General features: G+C 65.9%; 14 protein-coding genes and 1 pseudogene. All 15 read left to right on the top strand.

The features are described 5' to 3' along the window. The 15 genes and pseudogenes from F1640_RS02110 (at window position 1) to F1640_RS02040 (ending at window position 13605) form a co-directional block, all read left to right on the top strand. The gene (locus tag F1640_RS02110) at window positions 1-1029 is read left to right on the top strand and encodes an isopenicillin N synthase family oxygenase (RefSeq protein ID WP_194917496.1); all 1029 of its coding nucleotides are present in this window, start codon (window positions 1-3) and stop codon (window positions 1027-1029) included. A gap of 28 nt (window positions 1030-1057) precedes the next feature. Further along, a complete protein-coding gene (locus F1640_RS02105; protein WP_054725574.1) occupies window positions 1058-2041 on the top strand; it encodes an isopenicillin N synthase family oxygenase in 984 nt (327 codons plus the stop codon). Between the two features lie 11 nt (window positions 2042-2052). Continuing rightward, window positions 2053-2445, top strand: coding sequence for a VOC family protein (locus tag F1640_RS02100; RefSeq protein WP_194917494.1), 393 nt, complete (start codon window positions 2053-2055; stop codon window positions 2443-2445). Continuing rightward, complete coding sequence (locus tag F1640_RS02095; RefSeq protein ID WP_194917492.1) at window positions 2442-3521, top strand: Rieske 2Fe-2S domain-containing protein; 1080 nt, start codon at window positions 2442-2444, stop codon at window positions 3519-3521. Before F1640_RS02100 ends, F1640_RS02095 begins: the two co-directional genes overlap by 4 nt. Window positions 3522-3730: 209 nt before the next feature. Next, entirely contained in the window at window positions 3731-5311 is a 1581-nt protein-coding gene (locus F1640_RS25050; RefSeq protein ID WP_194917490.1) for a gamma-glutamyltransferase family protein, read from the top strand. Further along, window positions 5305-6561, top strand: a complete 1257-nt coding sequence (locus F1640_RS02085) for an allantoate amidohydrolase (protein WP_194917488.1) — start codon at window positions 5305-5307, stop codon at window positions 6559-6561. Before F1640_RS25050 ends, F1640_RS02085 begins: the two co-directional genes overlap by 7 nt. Next, the gene (locus F1640_RS02080) at window positions 6554-7783 is read left to right on the top strand and encodes an alanine--glyoxylate aminotransferase family protein (protein ID WP_054725592.1); all 1230 of its coding nucleotides are present in this window, start codon (window positions 6554-6556) and stop codon (window positions 7781-7783) included. The genes F1640_RS02085 and F1640_RS02080 overlap by 8 nt, the downstream gene beginning before the upstream one ends. Beyond that, the gene (gene puuE / locus F1640_RS02075) at window positions 7780-8667 is read left to right on the top strand and encodes an allantoinase PuuE (RefSeq protein WP_194917487.1); all 888 of its coding nucleotides are present in this window, start codon (window positions 7780-7782) and stop codon (window positions 8665-8667) included. Before F1640_RS02080 ends, puuE begins: the two co-directional genes overlap by 4 nt. Beyond that, window positions 8660-9133, top strand: a complete 474-nt coding sequence (gene uraD / locus F1640_RS02070) for a 2-oxo-4-hydroxy-4-carboxy-5-ureidoimidazoline decarboxylase (RefSeq protein ID WP_054725600.1) — start codon at window positions 8660-8662, stop codon at window positions 9131-9133. The genes puuE and uraD overlap by 8 nt, the downstream gene beginning before the upstream one ends. After that, window positions 9130-10543, top strand: a pseudogene (locus tag F1640_RS02065) (FAD/NAD(P)-binding protein). The gene uraD and the pseudogene F1640_RS02065 overlap by 4 nt, the downstream one beginning before the upstream one ends. Continuing rightward, entirely contained in the window at window positions 10540-10869 is a 330-nt protein-coding gene (gene uraH / locus F1640_RS02060) for a hydroxyisourate hydrolase (RefSeq protein WP_054725606.1), read from the top strand. The pseudogene F1640_RS02065 and the gene uraH overlap by 4 nt, the downstream one beginning before the upstream one ends. A gap of 50 nt (window positions 10870-10919) precedes the next feature. Continuing rightward, on the top strand, window positions 10920-12032 hold the full coding sequence (locus F1640_RS02055) for an S-(hydroxymethyl)glutathione dehydrogenase/class III alcohol dehydrogenase (RefSeq protein WP_054725608.1): 1113 nt from the start codon (window positions 10920-10922) through the stop codon (window positions 12030-12032). 10 nt (window positions 12033-12042) lie between these two features. Beyond that, entirely contained in the window at window positions 12043-12294 is a 252-nt protein-coding gene (locus F1640_RS02050; RefSeq protein ID WP_145923365.1) for a hypothetical protein, read from the top strand. Continuing rightward, window positions 12287-13177 (top strand): S-formylglutathione hydrolase, encoded by an 891-nt coding sequence (fghA, locus tag F1640_RS02045; RefSeq protein ID WP_194917484.1) that lies wholly within the window; start codon window positions 12287-12289, stop codon window positions 13175-13177. The genes F1640_RS02050 and fghA overlap by 8 nt, the downstream gene beginning before the upstream one ends. Next, complete coding sequence (locus F1640_RS02040) at window positions 13174-13605, top strand: ketosteroid isomerase-related protein (protein WP_054725615.1); 432 nt, start codon at window positions 13174-13176, stop codon at window positions 13603-13605. The genes fghA and F1640_RS02040 overlap by 4 nt, the downstream gene beginning before the upstream one ends. The last annotated feature ends 2 nt before the right edge of the window (window positions 13606-13607 follow it).

Raw genomic sequence — 13607 nt, 5'->3', positions numbered from 1 at the left:
ATGAAGTTCGCGGGCAGCGTGGTTCCCGTCATCGACCTCACCAAGGCGCGGACGGGAAGCGAAGCGGAAAAGCAGCAGGTCGCCGATGAAGTCGGCGCGGCGGCGCGCAGCATCGGGTTTCTGGTCGTCTCCGGCCACGGCGTGCCGCAGCCGGTGATCGATGCGGCGACGGAGGCTTCGCGCCGCCTGTTCGACCTGCCTGCGGCTGACAAGGCCAAGTATCGCTCGCCCGACCCCGCAATCTACCGGGGCTATTTCGGGATTGAGACCGGCAACCTCGCCAGCACGATCGGCGAGGACGGGGCTAAGCCGGATCACCGCGAATACTACAACGTCGGCCGGTTCGATCTCGACCCAGCGGACCCCTATTTCACCACGCCAACCGCGCGGCGTATCTTCCAGGAGAACATCTGGCCAGATGCCCATGTGCCCGCGTTCAAGCCGGCGATCATCGACTATTACCGCGAGATGGCCGGCCTAGCCGAACTGCTGATGGAACTGTGCGCGCGCGCGCTGCACCTGCCCGCCGACTGGTTCGCCGATAAGATCGACAAGCACATCACGAACCTGGTCGTCAGCAACTATCCCGACCAGCCCGAGGAGCTCGAGGTCGGTCAGCTCCGGGCCGGCGCGCACACCGACTACGGCGGGCTTACCATCCTCAAGACCGAGGACAAGCCCGGCGGGCTGGAAGTGCTGACTGCCGACGGGTGCTGGGAACCCGTGCCGATCGTGCCTGGCGCCTTCATTATCAACCTGGGCGACCTGATGGCGCAGTGGACCAACGACGAATGGGTCTCGACGATGCATCGCGTGGTCAATCCGCCGCGCGCGCAGGGGGTGGGCAGCCGCCGTCAGTCGCTCGTGTTCTTCCACCAGCCCAACTACGACGCGGTGATCGAATGCATCCCGACCTGCGCGGTTGGCCAGGCGCCGAAATACGCACCGACCACCTCGATCGAGCATCTGGACATGAAGATGAACCAGATGAACGACACCCCCAAGTTCAAGGAGACCCAGGCCGCGTGATGCCGCGCTGCCTGCAGGAGGATCGCCCATGATCGTGTACACCCCGCCCAAACCCGCCACGACAATCCCGGTCATCGACCTGGCCCCGAGCTTTTCCGACGACCCGGCGCTCAAGCGGGCCGTGGCCTGGGAAATCCACAAGAGCGCCCGCGACACCGGGTTCTTCTACATCGCTAACCACGGCGTCGCGCAGGAGTTGATGGACGGGCAACTCGCGCTTGCGCGCGACTTCTTCAGCCTGCCGCTGGCCGAGAAGCTGGCGGTCGATGCGCGCAAGTCGGCCTGCATGCGCGGCTACGAGGTTCCCGGCATCCAGACGCTCGACGACGGCTCACCGCCCGATCTCAAGGAAGGCTTTCTGATCGGTTGCGATCTGGACGACGATCATCCCTACGTCCGCGATGGCGTGCCGAACTGCGGCGCGAACCAGTGGCCTAGCAAGCCAGACGGTTTCCGCAGGCGCTATGAAGCCTACATGGACGAGATGTTCCGCGTTGGCCGACACCTGATGGGTCTGATCGCGCTGTCGCTCGACCTGCCGGAGACCTACTTTGCCGATGGTCTGGCCGAGCCGCTCTTCAACAGCCGGCTGCTGCGCTATGCGCCTCAGCCCGAAACGGCTGCGTTCAACCAGATCGGCGCAGGAGCCCATACCGACTGGGGCATGATCACGATCCTGTTGCAGGACGACGTCGGCGGGCTCGAGGTGGAAAATGCCGCGGGCGAATGGATCGCTGCCCCGGCGATTCCGGGCACGTTCGTCATCAACCTGGGTGAGATGGTCCGGGTTCTGACAAATGGGCTCTACCACGCGAACATGCACCGCGTGCTCAATAACCACAGCGGTCGCGACCGCTTCTCGGTGCCGACCTTCTTCGACCCGAACTACTTCTACGAGGTGCGCTGCGCGCCGACCTGCCTGCCGGCGGGCGGCAAGCCCGACTTCCAGGAAACCACTGTCGGCGGCCACATCGCCGAAATGTACCGCAAGACCTACGGCCTCGCCGCGTGAAGGATTAACCGATGCCAGCCCTGACCTATACCAACATCTTCACCACCGACATCGACCGCATGGCCGAATTCTATGGGGAGTTGTTCGGCTTTGAGGAGAACCTCGTCAGCCGCACGCCGATCTTCCGCGCCTTCTTCGCCGGGGGGACCGGGCTGGGCTTCAACGCGCCCGACGCCTACGACCTGCTTGGCCTGACCCCACAGGAAACGCCGGGCGACCGCGTGTTCCAGACCTTCGACGTCGAATCCCAGGACGAAGTCCGCGCCCTGACCGACAAGGCGCGCGATCTGGGGGCGACGATTGTGAAGGAGCCGTTCACTACCTATTACGGCTGGTATCAGTCGGTGTTGCGCGATCCCGATGGCAATGCGCTGCGCATCAACTTCCGGGGGACCCCGGAATGAGCGAGACGATTTCCCTGCTGGCGGAGCGGACCGACGAACCGTCGGCCGTCGCACCGCCCCGACCGTTCGTCCGTCGGCCGCGCGACTGCACCTATGCCGAAGGCGACTGGGAAGTCCTCTCGCGGTTCTGGTTCCCGATCGCCCGCGTCAAGGATCTGGCCGACAAGCCTGTGCGATCGGTCCTGCTCGACGTGAATCTGGTGGTCTATCGGACAACTCAAGGCATCAGCGTCGCGCGCGACCTGTGCCCGCATCGCGGTGTGCCGCTGAGCATGGGGTGGGTCGAGAACGACGAACTGGTTTGCCCCTATCACGGCCTCCGTTTCGCCAACGACGGGCGCTGTGTGCGGATTCCTGCGCAGCCCAACGTCGTGCCCTCCGATCGCTTCCGGGCGACCACCCTGCCGGCGACCGAGCGCTACGGACTGGTCTGGACCTGTCTCGATCCCGACAATGCGCAAGGCGGGATTCCCGATTTTCCCGAATGGGATGATGCCCATTTCCAGGCGATCCTGTGCCCGCCGGTGGCGATGGAAGCTTCGCCGGGCCGCCAAGTCGAAGGCTTCATCGACGTCGCCCACTTCGCCTGGATACACCACGAGGCCTTCGCCGACCGCGAGAGCCCTGTGGTGCCGGTCTACCAAACAAAATCGACCGACTACGGCTTCCGCAGCACATACATCAGCGGGATCAGCAACTTTCCCAAGGCGCTGCAGCACCTCGAGCCTGAAGGCTTCGTCTGGCGCCGTGTCTTCGATGTCCACCCGCCCTATACCGCTTTTCTGACAGTGGACTTTCCCGAGGGCGGCGTGCTGCGGATCATGAACATCGCTACGCCTGTCTCGGCGCGGCGGACTACGCTCTACGTGCCGCTGGTCCGCAATTTCGACATGACGGGCTCGGTTGACGATGTCTACGCCTTCAACGCTCAGATCTTCGCCGAGGATCAGGCTATCGTTGAGGCGCAGTCGCCCGAGGATCTGCCGCTTGAACTCGACGACGAGGCGCATTTCGCGGCCGACCGATCCTCGGTCGCCTATCGTAAGGCGCTGCGGGAGCTTGGCCTGACGGGCTGAAGTCTCGCCCTGCGAACGGCCCTGGCCGGCGGGAACCCCTCCCAGGGGCTTCCGCCGGCCTTTTTTTGTTTCGGGGGCTTGATCAGCCACGATCCTGTACAGTCGGGGTGTCCGCAAAACGGCATCACTATGGTCTATAAAATGTTCTTTTTGCGAGCGAGGATCATCGGCAGACATGGCCAGACGCCACCTATGCGAGAACTTCCCGAATGATGCACTCACTGCGCTGCTACAAGGGGATCACGACCTCGCCACATCACTTGGCCAGCCAGGCCGGCAGCGACGTGCTCAAGGATGGCGGCACCGCGGTGGAGGCCTGCGTCGCCATCGCCGCGGCCTTGGCGGCAGTCTATCCGCACATGACGGGAATCGGTGGCGATGGCTTCTGGCTGATCCACGAGCCCGACGGCAGGGTTCACGCGATCGACGCCTGCGGCGGCGCGGCGGCAAAGGCTAACCTCGGGCTCTATGCAGGAATGAGCGAAATCCCCTGGCGCGGACCGCTGTCGGCCAACACGGTCGCCGGCACGATCTCCGGCTGGAAGCGCGCTCTGGCCGACGATGCCGGCACGCTTGCGCTGGACCGGCTGTTGCGCGACGCAATCGACCTCGCGGAAGCAGGCGTCGCCGTCACCTGCGGCGGGGCCGAGCTCGCCGCGGCCAAGCACGCTGAATTGGTCGATCAGCCCGGCGCCTATGCCGCGACTTTCGCCCCCGCAGGCCGCCCGCTGCGCGAGGGCGAGTTGCTGCGCCAGCCCGCGCTGGCGAGGACGCTGCGGGCACTGGCTGAGAACGGCCTGCAGGATTTCTACGAGGGCAAGTTGGCGCGTTCGATCGCCCAGGATCTGGCGAAGCTGGGTAGTCCGGTCAGCGAAGACGATCTGGCGCATCATGCGGCGACCAAGCCCGATCCGCTGACGATCGCGGTCAAGGATGCGTGCCTGTTCAACACCGCCCCGCCGACCCAGGGACTGGCTTCTTTACTGATCCTCGCGCTGTTCGACCGGCTCGGTGTAAGCGAAGGCGAAGGCTTCGCCCACTTGCACGGCCTGATCGAAGCGACCAAGCAGGCGTTCATTGTGCGCGACCGCCATGTTGGCGATCTGGCCTACATGCCCGTCGCGCCGCAGGCTATCCTCGACGATACCGCCGGGCTCGACGCGATGACTGCGGCGATCGACCGCGAGCGGGCCCTTGCCTGGCCCCAAGATGCGGCGCTGGGCGATACGACGTGGTTCGGGGCAGCCGATGGGCGCGGCCAGGTGGTGAGCTGCATCCAGTCGACCTATTTCGAATTCGGTTCTGGCCTCGTACTACCCGAAACCGGGATTACCTGGCAGAATCGCGGCTCCAGCTTCCGCCTGCCGGACGAGGGCTGGAACGCCCTGAAACCGGGGCGCAAGCCGTTCCATACGCTCAACCCCGCGCTGGCCCGGTTCGACGATGGCCGGGTCATGGCCTATGGCACGATGGGCGGCGAAGGCCAGCCGCAGACCCAGGCAGCCGTGTTCAGCCGCTATGCCTGGTTCGGGGTGCCGCTGCAGGAGGCCATCACCCGGCCGCGCTGGCTGCTGGGCCGCACCTGGGGCGAGACGAGCACCACGCTCAAGCTCGAACGTCGCATCGACGACACCGTGCTCGCCGCGCTGCGCGACGCTGGCCACGATGTCGAAGTCCTGGGCGCCTTTACGTCGACCATGGGGCATGCCGGGGCGATTGTCCGGCATCCGGATGGTTTGCTGGAAGGCGCGACCGATCCGCGCTCGGACGGCGGGGTCGGCACGTGGTAGGCGGGATTCGTGCGGTCGAGCGCTGCGACGCGCTTGGACATGCTCCCTACAGCGACATGGCGGGCGGGCTTCACCGCGGTTACCTGACACCCGCCTATGCCGCCTCGCAGCAGTCCGTGGCCAGCTGGATGGCCGAGGCCGGGATGACGGTGCGGATCGACGTGGCGGGCAATTTGGTTGGCCGTTACGAAGGAACTGCCTCCGGTCCGGCGCTGATCATCGGCAGTCACCTCGACAGCGTGCGCGATGCCGGCCGCTATGACGGTCCGCTGGGGATTATGCTGGGGATCGAGTGCGTCGCCGCGTTGCACGCGGCGGGTAGGCGACCTTCATTTCCTATCGAGGTCTATGCCTTTGGCGACGAGGAGGGATCGCGCTTCCCCCTGGCGATGCTAGCCAGCCGGGCGGTTGCGGGCACCTTGGGCGATATTGCGCACGAGCCGGTCGATGCGCAGGGGGTAAGCTTCTTCCAGGCGCTGCGCGACTATGGCGCCAGAGCAGGCGTGCCCGTCGCGGCCAGTTTCGGCGAATACGCGGCGGCGCGTCACGAGGGTGCTTTCGCCTATTTCGAGGCCCATATCGAACAGGGGCCGGCGCTTGAGACAGCGGGGCTGCCCGTGGGAAACGTGACGGCGATTGCGGCGCAGAAGCGCTACGCGATCCAGCTAACCGGCCGTGCGGGTCATGCCGGGACGACTGCCATGGGGCTCCGCCGCGATGCGCTGGCCGCCGCTGCCGAGATGATGCTCGCGACCGAGGCGCTGGCCCTGTCCGCGGGCGGCGAGCATGTCGCCACCGTGGGAACGATCGCCGCTGCGCCCGGCGCCGCCAACGTCATCCCCGGAGTGGTCCGCTTCACGCTCGACGTGCGCGCCGCGACCGACGCGGGTTGCGCGGGTCTGGCAGCGGCGCTGCTCGACCGGTTCGATGCGATCGCCGCGCAACGCGGGATCAAACTGGCTGTCGACCTCCTGCACGAATTGCCTGCGAGCCCCTCCGATCCCGCGCTGATGGGCCTGCTGGATCAGGCGATCGGGGCCGAGGGTGTGCCCATCCGCCGGCTCATGTCGGGCGCGGGGCATGATGCGATGATCCTGTCGGCGCTATGCCCCACGGCCATGCTGTTCATCCGATGCGCGGAAGGGATCAGCCACAACCCTGCCGAACGCGTGGCCGTGTCCGACGTCGAAGTTGCGGCGCGAGTCATGCTGCGCTTCATCGAAAACCTGGAAGGACTCCGCAATGCATGATTTCTTTGGCGAGATTGACCCGCCGCAGCGCCTGCTGATGGGACCCGGTCCGGTCAACGCCCACCCGCGCGTGCTCCGCGCGATGTCGGCCGATCTACTTGGGCAGTTCGATCCCGAAATGACCGGCTACATGAACGAGGTCATGGCGCTCTACCGACCGATCTTCGGCACGGACAACCGCTGGACATTCCTTGTCAACGGCACGGCCCGGGCCGGGATCGAGGCTGCACTGGTCAGCTTGGTCTCGCCCGGCGACGTCGTTCTGGTCGTGAACTTCGGGCGCTTCGGTCTGCTCCTGACGGAAATTCTCGGGCGGATCGGCGCGCGGATCGAAACCGTCGAGGCCCCCTGGGGCGAGGTGGTGCCGCTGGATGCGATCGCTGCCGCTATCCAGCGCACCGCGCCGCGTCTGGTCGCGACAATCCACGGCGACACCTCGACCACGATGGCCCAGCCGCTGGGCGGCCTCGGCGCGCTGTGCCGCGATGCCGGCGCCTTGCTCTATGTCGATGCCACGGCGACGATCGGCGGGATGGAACTCTCGGTCGATGCATGGGGGGCGGACATCGTCACCGGCGGCCTGCAGAAGTGCCTGGGAGGTTCTTCCGGATCGGCGCCGATCACGATCTCGGACCGCGCCGCCGAGCACATAGGCCGCCGCCGGCATGTCGAACTCGGGCTGCGGACCGATGAGTTCAGCGACGGAGATGGTCTGGTCATCGGGTCGAACTATTTCGATCTGGGCATGATCATGGATTACTGGTCGGAAAAGCGCCTCAACCACCACACCGAGGCGACGACCATGCTCTACGGCGCGCGGGAATGCGCCCGGATCATGCTGCAGGAAGGCCTCGCCGCGCGCTATGCCCGGCACAGTGCCGCCGGGCGGGCGATGGCGGCCGGGCTCGGCGCGCTAGGCCTGACGCTGTTCGGCGACGAACGCCACCGAATGACCAGTGTCACCGCGGCGTTCATTCCCGATGAAGTCGATGGCGAGACCGTCCGCCGCCGCTTGCGTGAGGACTTCGAGATCGAGATCGGCACCGCCTTCGGTCCGCTTGCCGGCAAGGTCTGGCGCTTCGGCGCGATGGGGTACAACGCGCGCAAGCACAAGGTTCTGATTACGCTGGGCGCTTTGGAGGCCGTTCTGCGCGCCGAAGGCTTCGCCTGCCCGCCGGGCGAGGCCGTCGCCTCCGCGCTGGCCGCGTGGGACGCCGTATGACGGCGCGCGATCTGATCGGCTACGGCGAGACGCCGCCCCCCGCCTTCTGGCCGGGCGGCGCGCGGATCGCGGTGCAGTTCGTCGTGAACTACGAGGAAGGCGCGGAGAACTCCGTCCTCAACGGGGATCGCGGTTCGGAGGCGTTCCTGTCCGAGATGGTTGGCGCTGCGAGCCATCCGGCGAGGGCGATGGCGATGGAAAGCCTCTACGAATACGGCAGCCGTGCTGGATTCTGGCGGCTACACCGCCTGTTCACCGAGCGGCGGGCGCCGGTGACCGTGTTCGGCGTAGCCGCTGCGCTCGAGATGAACCCCGCCGCAACCGAGGCCATGCTGCGCTCAGATTGGGAGATTGCGAGCCACGGCTATCGCTGGATCGACTACCAGGCCGTGCCCGAGGAGATCGAACGCGAGCACATCGCCCGCGCAGTCGAAATCCATACGCGGGTCACGGGGGAGCGGCCGCTCGGCTGGTATCAGGGCCGCACCTCGCCCAACACGGCGCGGCTGGTCGTAGAAGAGGGCGGCTTTGTCTACGACGCCGATTCCTATGCCGATGACGTGCCGTACTACGATGTGCGCCACGGCCGGCCGCAACTGATCGTGCCCTATACGCTCGACGCCAACGATATGAAGATGGTCGCGTTCAACGGCTTCACCGAGGGCGAGCAGTTATTCCGCTACCTGCGCGACACCTTTGAATGCCTGCGTGCCGAGGGCGGTCGGATGATGTCGATCGGGCTGCACGGTCGGATCGCTGGGAAGCCGGCACGCGCCGCAGCGGTCGCCCGCTTCGTCGATCACGTCCTCGCCGCCGGCGACGCATGGATCGCGCGGCGGATCGACATCGCCCGGCACTGGCTGGAGGCCCACCCCCATGACTGATGCGGCTACTGCCTTCGTCGCCCGCTACGGCGAACTGTTCGAGCATTCGCCCTGGGTGGTTGAGCGTGCGGCGCGGCGCCTGCCGCTGGCCGATCTTCACGCGGGCTTGATGGAGGTGGTGCGGGCGGCCACGACCGACGAGCAACTGGCGCTGATCCGCGCGCACCCCGAACTCGCGGGCAAGGCCGCGATCGACGGAACGCTGACTAGCGCCTCGGCCGCCGAGCAGGCCTCGGCCGGGCTCGACCGCCTGAACCCGGACGAGTTCGCGCGGTTCCACGATCTCAATCGCCGCTACACCGAGAAATTCGCCTTCCCTTTCATCATCTGCGTTCGGCTTACCAACAAGGCCGGCATCCTGGCGGCGATGGCGTCGCGGCTGGAGAACGACCGGCCGACCGAATTCGCCGCCGCCATCGCGCAGATCGGCGAGATCGTAAGGCTTAGGCTGGAGGACATGGCATGACCCTGGCGCAGCACGAAGAACGGGTGAGGCACGATCTCGAGTGCCTCGGGCTGGGTGGCCCGGCCTGGACGCCCACCGTCCCGCATGACGATGAACATGTTTACGACGTGATCGTGGTGGGCGGCGGACAGAGTGGCCTCGGCGCGGCCTTCGGTCTGCTGCGTGAGCGGGTGGGCAACATCCTGGTGCTGGACGAGAACCCGGAAGGATATGAAGGCCCATGGGCGACCTATGCTCGCATGGTCACTCTGCGGACCCCGAAGCACCTGACCTCAATTGATTACGGAATCCCCTCGCTGACCTTCCGGGCCTATTGGGAGGCGCTCCACGGGCCCGCAGGCTGGGCGGCGCTCGACAAGATCCCGCGCGGCGACTGGATGGAATACCTGCGCTGGTATCGCCGAGTGCTGAACCTGCCTGTGCGCAACGGCAGCAAGGTCGAACTGGTCGAGCCCGTCGCGCCCGGCCTTTTCCGGCTTCACCTGGCGGGTGGCGACTCGCTGCTTTCGCGCAAGGTCGTCCTCGCCACCGGGATTCAGGGCGGCGGGCGGTGGCAGACGCCGAAGATGGTCGAGTCGCTGCCGCGTACTCGCTATGCCCATACATCCGAAGCGATCGACTTTGCGGCGCTCGCGGGGCGGCGGATCGCGGTTCTTGGCGGTGGAGCCTCGGCCTTCGACAATGCGCAGCATGCGCTGTCCCTGGGCGCCGGATCGGTCGATGTCTTCGTAAGGCGCAAGGAGCTGGCCGCGGTCAATCCGATCCGCTTCATGGAACAGTCTGGCCTGATCCCCCGCTTTCCGGCGCTGGGTGACGAAATGAAGTACCGTTTCATGCGGAGCTTCTTCGACCGCAACCAGCCGCCGACCAACGACACCTTCTCCCGCGCGGCAAGCTATCCTGGCTTTCGCCTGCACTTGGGGCGCGCCGTGGCTTGGCGTGACAGAGACTGCCGACGGGGTACGGGTCACCACCCCGCAGGGTGAGGAGACCTTCGATTTCCTGATCCTGTCGACCGGGTTGGTCACCGATCCGGCCTTGCGGCCCGAGCTGGCCCTGGTTGCCGACCGCATCCTGCGCTGGGCAGACCGCCTGGCTGGCGAGGCGGAGGAGCGCAGCCCGGTGCTCGACGCGCATCCCTATCTCGGTGCGGGTTTCGAACTGCTCGGGCGGACCGCGGAAGACGAGCGGGTGCTTCACGGTCTGTTCGCATTCAACTATTCGGGCCTGATCAACTTCGGCCTCTCGGCCTCCGCGATCTCGGGCCTCAAGCATGCTTTGCCTCGCCTCGCGGCCGGCGTTGCGGACCAGCTGTTTCTCGACGATCAGGACAGGATCGTCGCCGACTATCTGGCCTATGACGAACCCGAATTCGTCGCCGGCCAGGAACCCTGGAAGCACGTCGCGTGAGCCTGTCCACCCATGTCTTGGACACCGCTCACGGGCGTCCCGCCGCCGGTCTCGCGCTGACGCTTGTCGCGGGGAAACAAACCTTGTTCAGCGGCACGACGGACGCCGATGGCCGGTGCCCGGCCTTGCGCGACCTCGCATTGGATGCCGGAACCTATCGCTTGAGCTTCGCGGTAGCCGACTACTTCCGCAGGCAGGGGATTGCGTTGCCCGATCCGCCGTTCCTCGACGTCGTCTCGATCGATTTCGGGATAGACGGACATGCACACTACCACGTGCCGCTGCTGGTTTCGCCATTTTCCTATTCGACCTATCGGGGAAGCTGAGGCCACCAGGCCAGGCCGATCCTCACAGCCCTTACTGACGGAGAATACCGATGAAGACCCGCGCCGCAGTCGCCTTTGAAGCGAAAAAGCCCTTAGAGATCGTCGAGCTCGATCTGGAAGGCCCCAAGGCGGGCGAGGTGCTGGTCGAGATTATGGCGACCGGCATCTGCCATACCGACGCCTATACGCTCGACGGTTTCGACAGCGAGGGAATCTTCCCGAGCATCTTGGGCCACGAAGGCGCGGGGATCGTGCGCGAGGTTGGCACCGGTGTCACCTCGGTGAAGCCGGGCGATCACGTGATACCGCTCTACACCCCGGAATGCCGCCAGTGTAAGTCGTGCCTGTCGGGCAAGACCAACCTCTGCACCGCAATCCGCGCGACCCAGGGCCAGGGACTGATGCCCGACGGCACAACCCGATTCAGCTACAAGGGCCAGCCAGTATATCACTACATGGGTTGCTCGACCTTCTCGAACTTCACCGTCCTGCCCGAGATCGCGGTAGCCAAGATCCGCGTGGACGCGCCATTCGACAAGAGTTGCTACGTTGGCTGCGGGGTAACCACGGGCGTCGGCGCGGTGATCAACACGGCCAAGGTGACACCGGGCAGCAACGTGATCGTCTTCGGCCTGGGCGGCATTGGCCTCAACGTGCTGCAGGGCGCACGGCTGGTCGGCGCGGACAGGATCATCGGCGTGGACATCAACCCCGAGCGCGAGGAATGGGGTCGCCGCTTCGGCATGACCCAGTTCTACAACCCCAAGGGCAAGACCACGGCGGAAGTTGTCGCCGATCTGGTCGCGCTGACCGACGGCGGGGCCGACTACACATTCGACTGCACCGGCAACACCGAGGTCATGCGCCAGGCCCTGGAAGCCTGCCACCGCGGCTGGGGCGTATCGACCGTGATCGGCGTGGCCGAGGCGGGCAAAGAGATCTCGACGCGGCCGTTCCAGCTGGTCACCGGCCGGGTCTGGCAGGGCAGCGCCTTCGGCGGGGCCAAGGGGCGCACCGATGTGCCCAAGATCGTCGACTGGTACATGAACGGCAAGATCGAGATCGATCCGATGATCACCCATGTCCTGACGCTGGAGGAAATCAACAAGGGCTTCGATCTGATGCACGCGGGCGAATCGATTCGCTCCGTCGTGGTTTTCTGAGGGCGGTCCCATGCAAGAGCGCCAAGAATACAGCGCGGCAGGCGGCATCGCGCGCGCCAAACTGGCCAGCGGCACCATCGACGAGATGGCCCGGCGCCTGCGCGCCCATACCCGTGACTGCGTGACCGAGACCTACGGGATTAGCCTCAACACCTGGCAGAAGCTGCGCAAGGGCGAGCCGGTCCGCGCCTCGGTGGTCGAGCGCCTGGCCGAGCGGCTCCAGGCCGAGGGCATCGCCAATCCGGAGACGATCCTTGTCTGAACAGGCGGTCCTCGAGCAACCCCAGGTCGAGCGTGTCTCGGCCCACCGCAGTCACGGTGGAACCCAGGGCGTCTATCGCCACAGCTCGGTCGCGACCGGCACCGACATGACCTTCTCGGTTTTCGTGCCGGACTTCACGCCGGGCGCGAAGCTGCCGGTCGTCTATTATCTGTCCGGGCTGACCTGTACCCACGCCAACGTTACCGAGAAGGGCGGGTTCCGCCGCGCCTGCGCCGAACTCGGGCTGATCCTGGTCGCTCCCGACACCAGTCCGCGCGGGGAAGGTGTTCCCGACGATCCCGCGGCGGCCTATGACTTTGGGCTGGGCGCAGGGTTCTACGTCGATGCGACCGAGGCGCCCTATGCCGCAAACTATCGCATGTGGACATACGTCACCGAGGAACTGCCCGCCCTGATCGCGGCGAACTTCCCCGTCGACATGATGCGGCAGTCGATCATGGGCCATTCGATGGGCGGACACGGCGCGCTGACCATCGGGCTTAGCTTTCCTCAGCGGTTCAAGGCGATATCCGCCTTCTCGCCGATCGTGGCACCTAGCCTGGTGCCCTGGGGGCAGAAGGCTTTCAGCGGCTATTTCGGCACCGACGCCAGCGCTTGGCGACGACACGATGCTGTCGCCCTGATCGAGGATGGGGCGCGGGTGCCCGGATTGCTCGTCGATCAGGGGGCGGCGGACGAATTCCTTGAGACGCAGCTGCGTCCTGATCTGCTGGCCGCGGCGTGCGATTCCGCCGGCATCGATCTGGAGTTGAACCTGCGCGCCGGATACGATCACAGCTATTATTTTATCTCGACCTTTATGGCTGCCCACCTGCGCTGGCACGCCGAGCGGCTGAACCGACCGTCGGCGGGCCAGGCATGACGCGCCCAGAGCCTGCCGTGCCGAACCAAGCCGCCGAGATCCTGCGCGCCTACTACGATGCGTTCAATCGTCAAGACACGGCAGGCATGCTCGCTTTGCTGGACGATGCGGTCGTGCACGAGCCAAGCCAGGGCATCCCGCGCGAAGGCATCGCCCGGTTTCGCGAGTTTCTCGAACACATGAACCGGTCGTACCGGGAGACCGTGATCGACCCGGTGATCATGACATCTCCGGACGGCTCGCGGGCTGCGGCGGAGTTCATGCTTGAGGGGCAATACCTGGTCACCGACGAAGGCCTTCCGCCCGCGAACCGCCAGGCCTATCGCCTGCGCGTCGGCGCCTTCTTCGAACTTCGGGATAACTGGATCACTCGGGTCAGCAACCATTACAACATGGCGGACTGGATCCGTCAGGTCGAGGCTGCCTGAGC

It is taken from the genome of Novosphingobium sp. NBM11 (assembly GCF_015390225.1).
Lineage (GTDB): Bacteria > Pseudomonadota > Alphaproteobacteria > Sphingomonadales > Sphingomonadaceae > Novosphingobium.
The sequence above is the reverse complement of the archived record's forward strand: the minus strand, read 5'-3'. Positions and strand labels throughout refer to the sequence as shown.

What these genes read in the sequence shown, in the direction of transcription:
- F1640_RS02110 (WP_194917496.1), top strand. Translation starts at nt 1, where the DNA reads ATGAAGTTCGCGGGCAGCGTGGTTCCCGTCATCGACCTCACCAAGGCG.
- F1640_RS02055 (WP_054725608.1), top strand. Translation starts at nt 10,920, where the DNA reads ATGAAGACCCGCGCCGCAGTCGCCTTTGAAGCGAAAAAGCCCTTAGAG.
- F1640_RS02105 (WP_054725574.1), top strand. Translation starts at nt 1,058, where the DNA reads ATGATCGTGTACACCCCGCCCAAACCCGCCACGACAATCCCGGTCATC.
- puuE (WP_194917487.1), top strand. Translation starts at nt 7,780, where the DNA reads ATGACGGCGCGCGATCTGATCGGCTACGGCGAGACGCCGCCCCCCGCC.
- F1640_RS02080 (WP_054725592.1), top strand. Translation starts at nt 6,554, where the DNA reads ATGCATGATTTCTTTGGCGAGATTGACCCGCCGCAGCGCCTGCTGATG.
- F1640_RS02050 (WP_145923365.1), top strand. Translation starts at nt 12,043, where the DNA reads ATGCAAGAGCGCCAAGAATACAGCGCGGCAGGCGGCATCGCGCGCGCC.
- F1640_RS02040 (WP_054725615.1), top strand. Translation starts at nt 13,174, where the DNA reads ATGACGCGCCCAGAGCCTGCCGTGCCGAACCAAGCCGCCGAGATCCTG.
- uraD (WP_054725600.1), top strand. Translation starts at nt 8,660, where the DNA reads ATGACTGATGCGGCTACTGCCTTCGTCGCCCGCTACGGCGAACTGTTC.
- F1640_RS02095 (WP_194917492.1), top strand. Translation starts at nt 2,442, where the DNA reads ATGAGCGAGACGATTTCCCTGCTGGCGGAGCGGACCGACGAACCGTCG.
- F1640_RS02100 (WP_194917494.1), top strand. Translation starts at nt 2,053, where the DNA reads ATGCCAGCCCTGACCTATACCAACATCTTCACCACCGACATCGACCGC.
- F1640_RS25050 (WP_194917490.1), top strand. Translation starts at nt 3,731, where the DNA reads ATGATGCACTCACTGCGCTGCTACAAGGGGATCACGACCTCGCCACAT.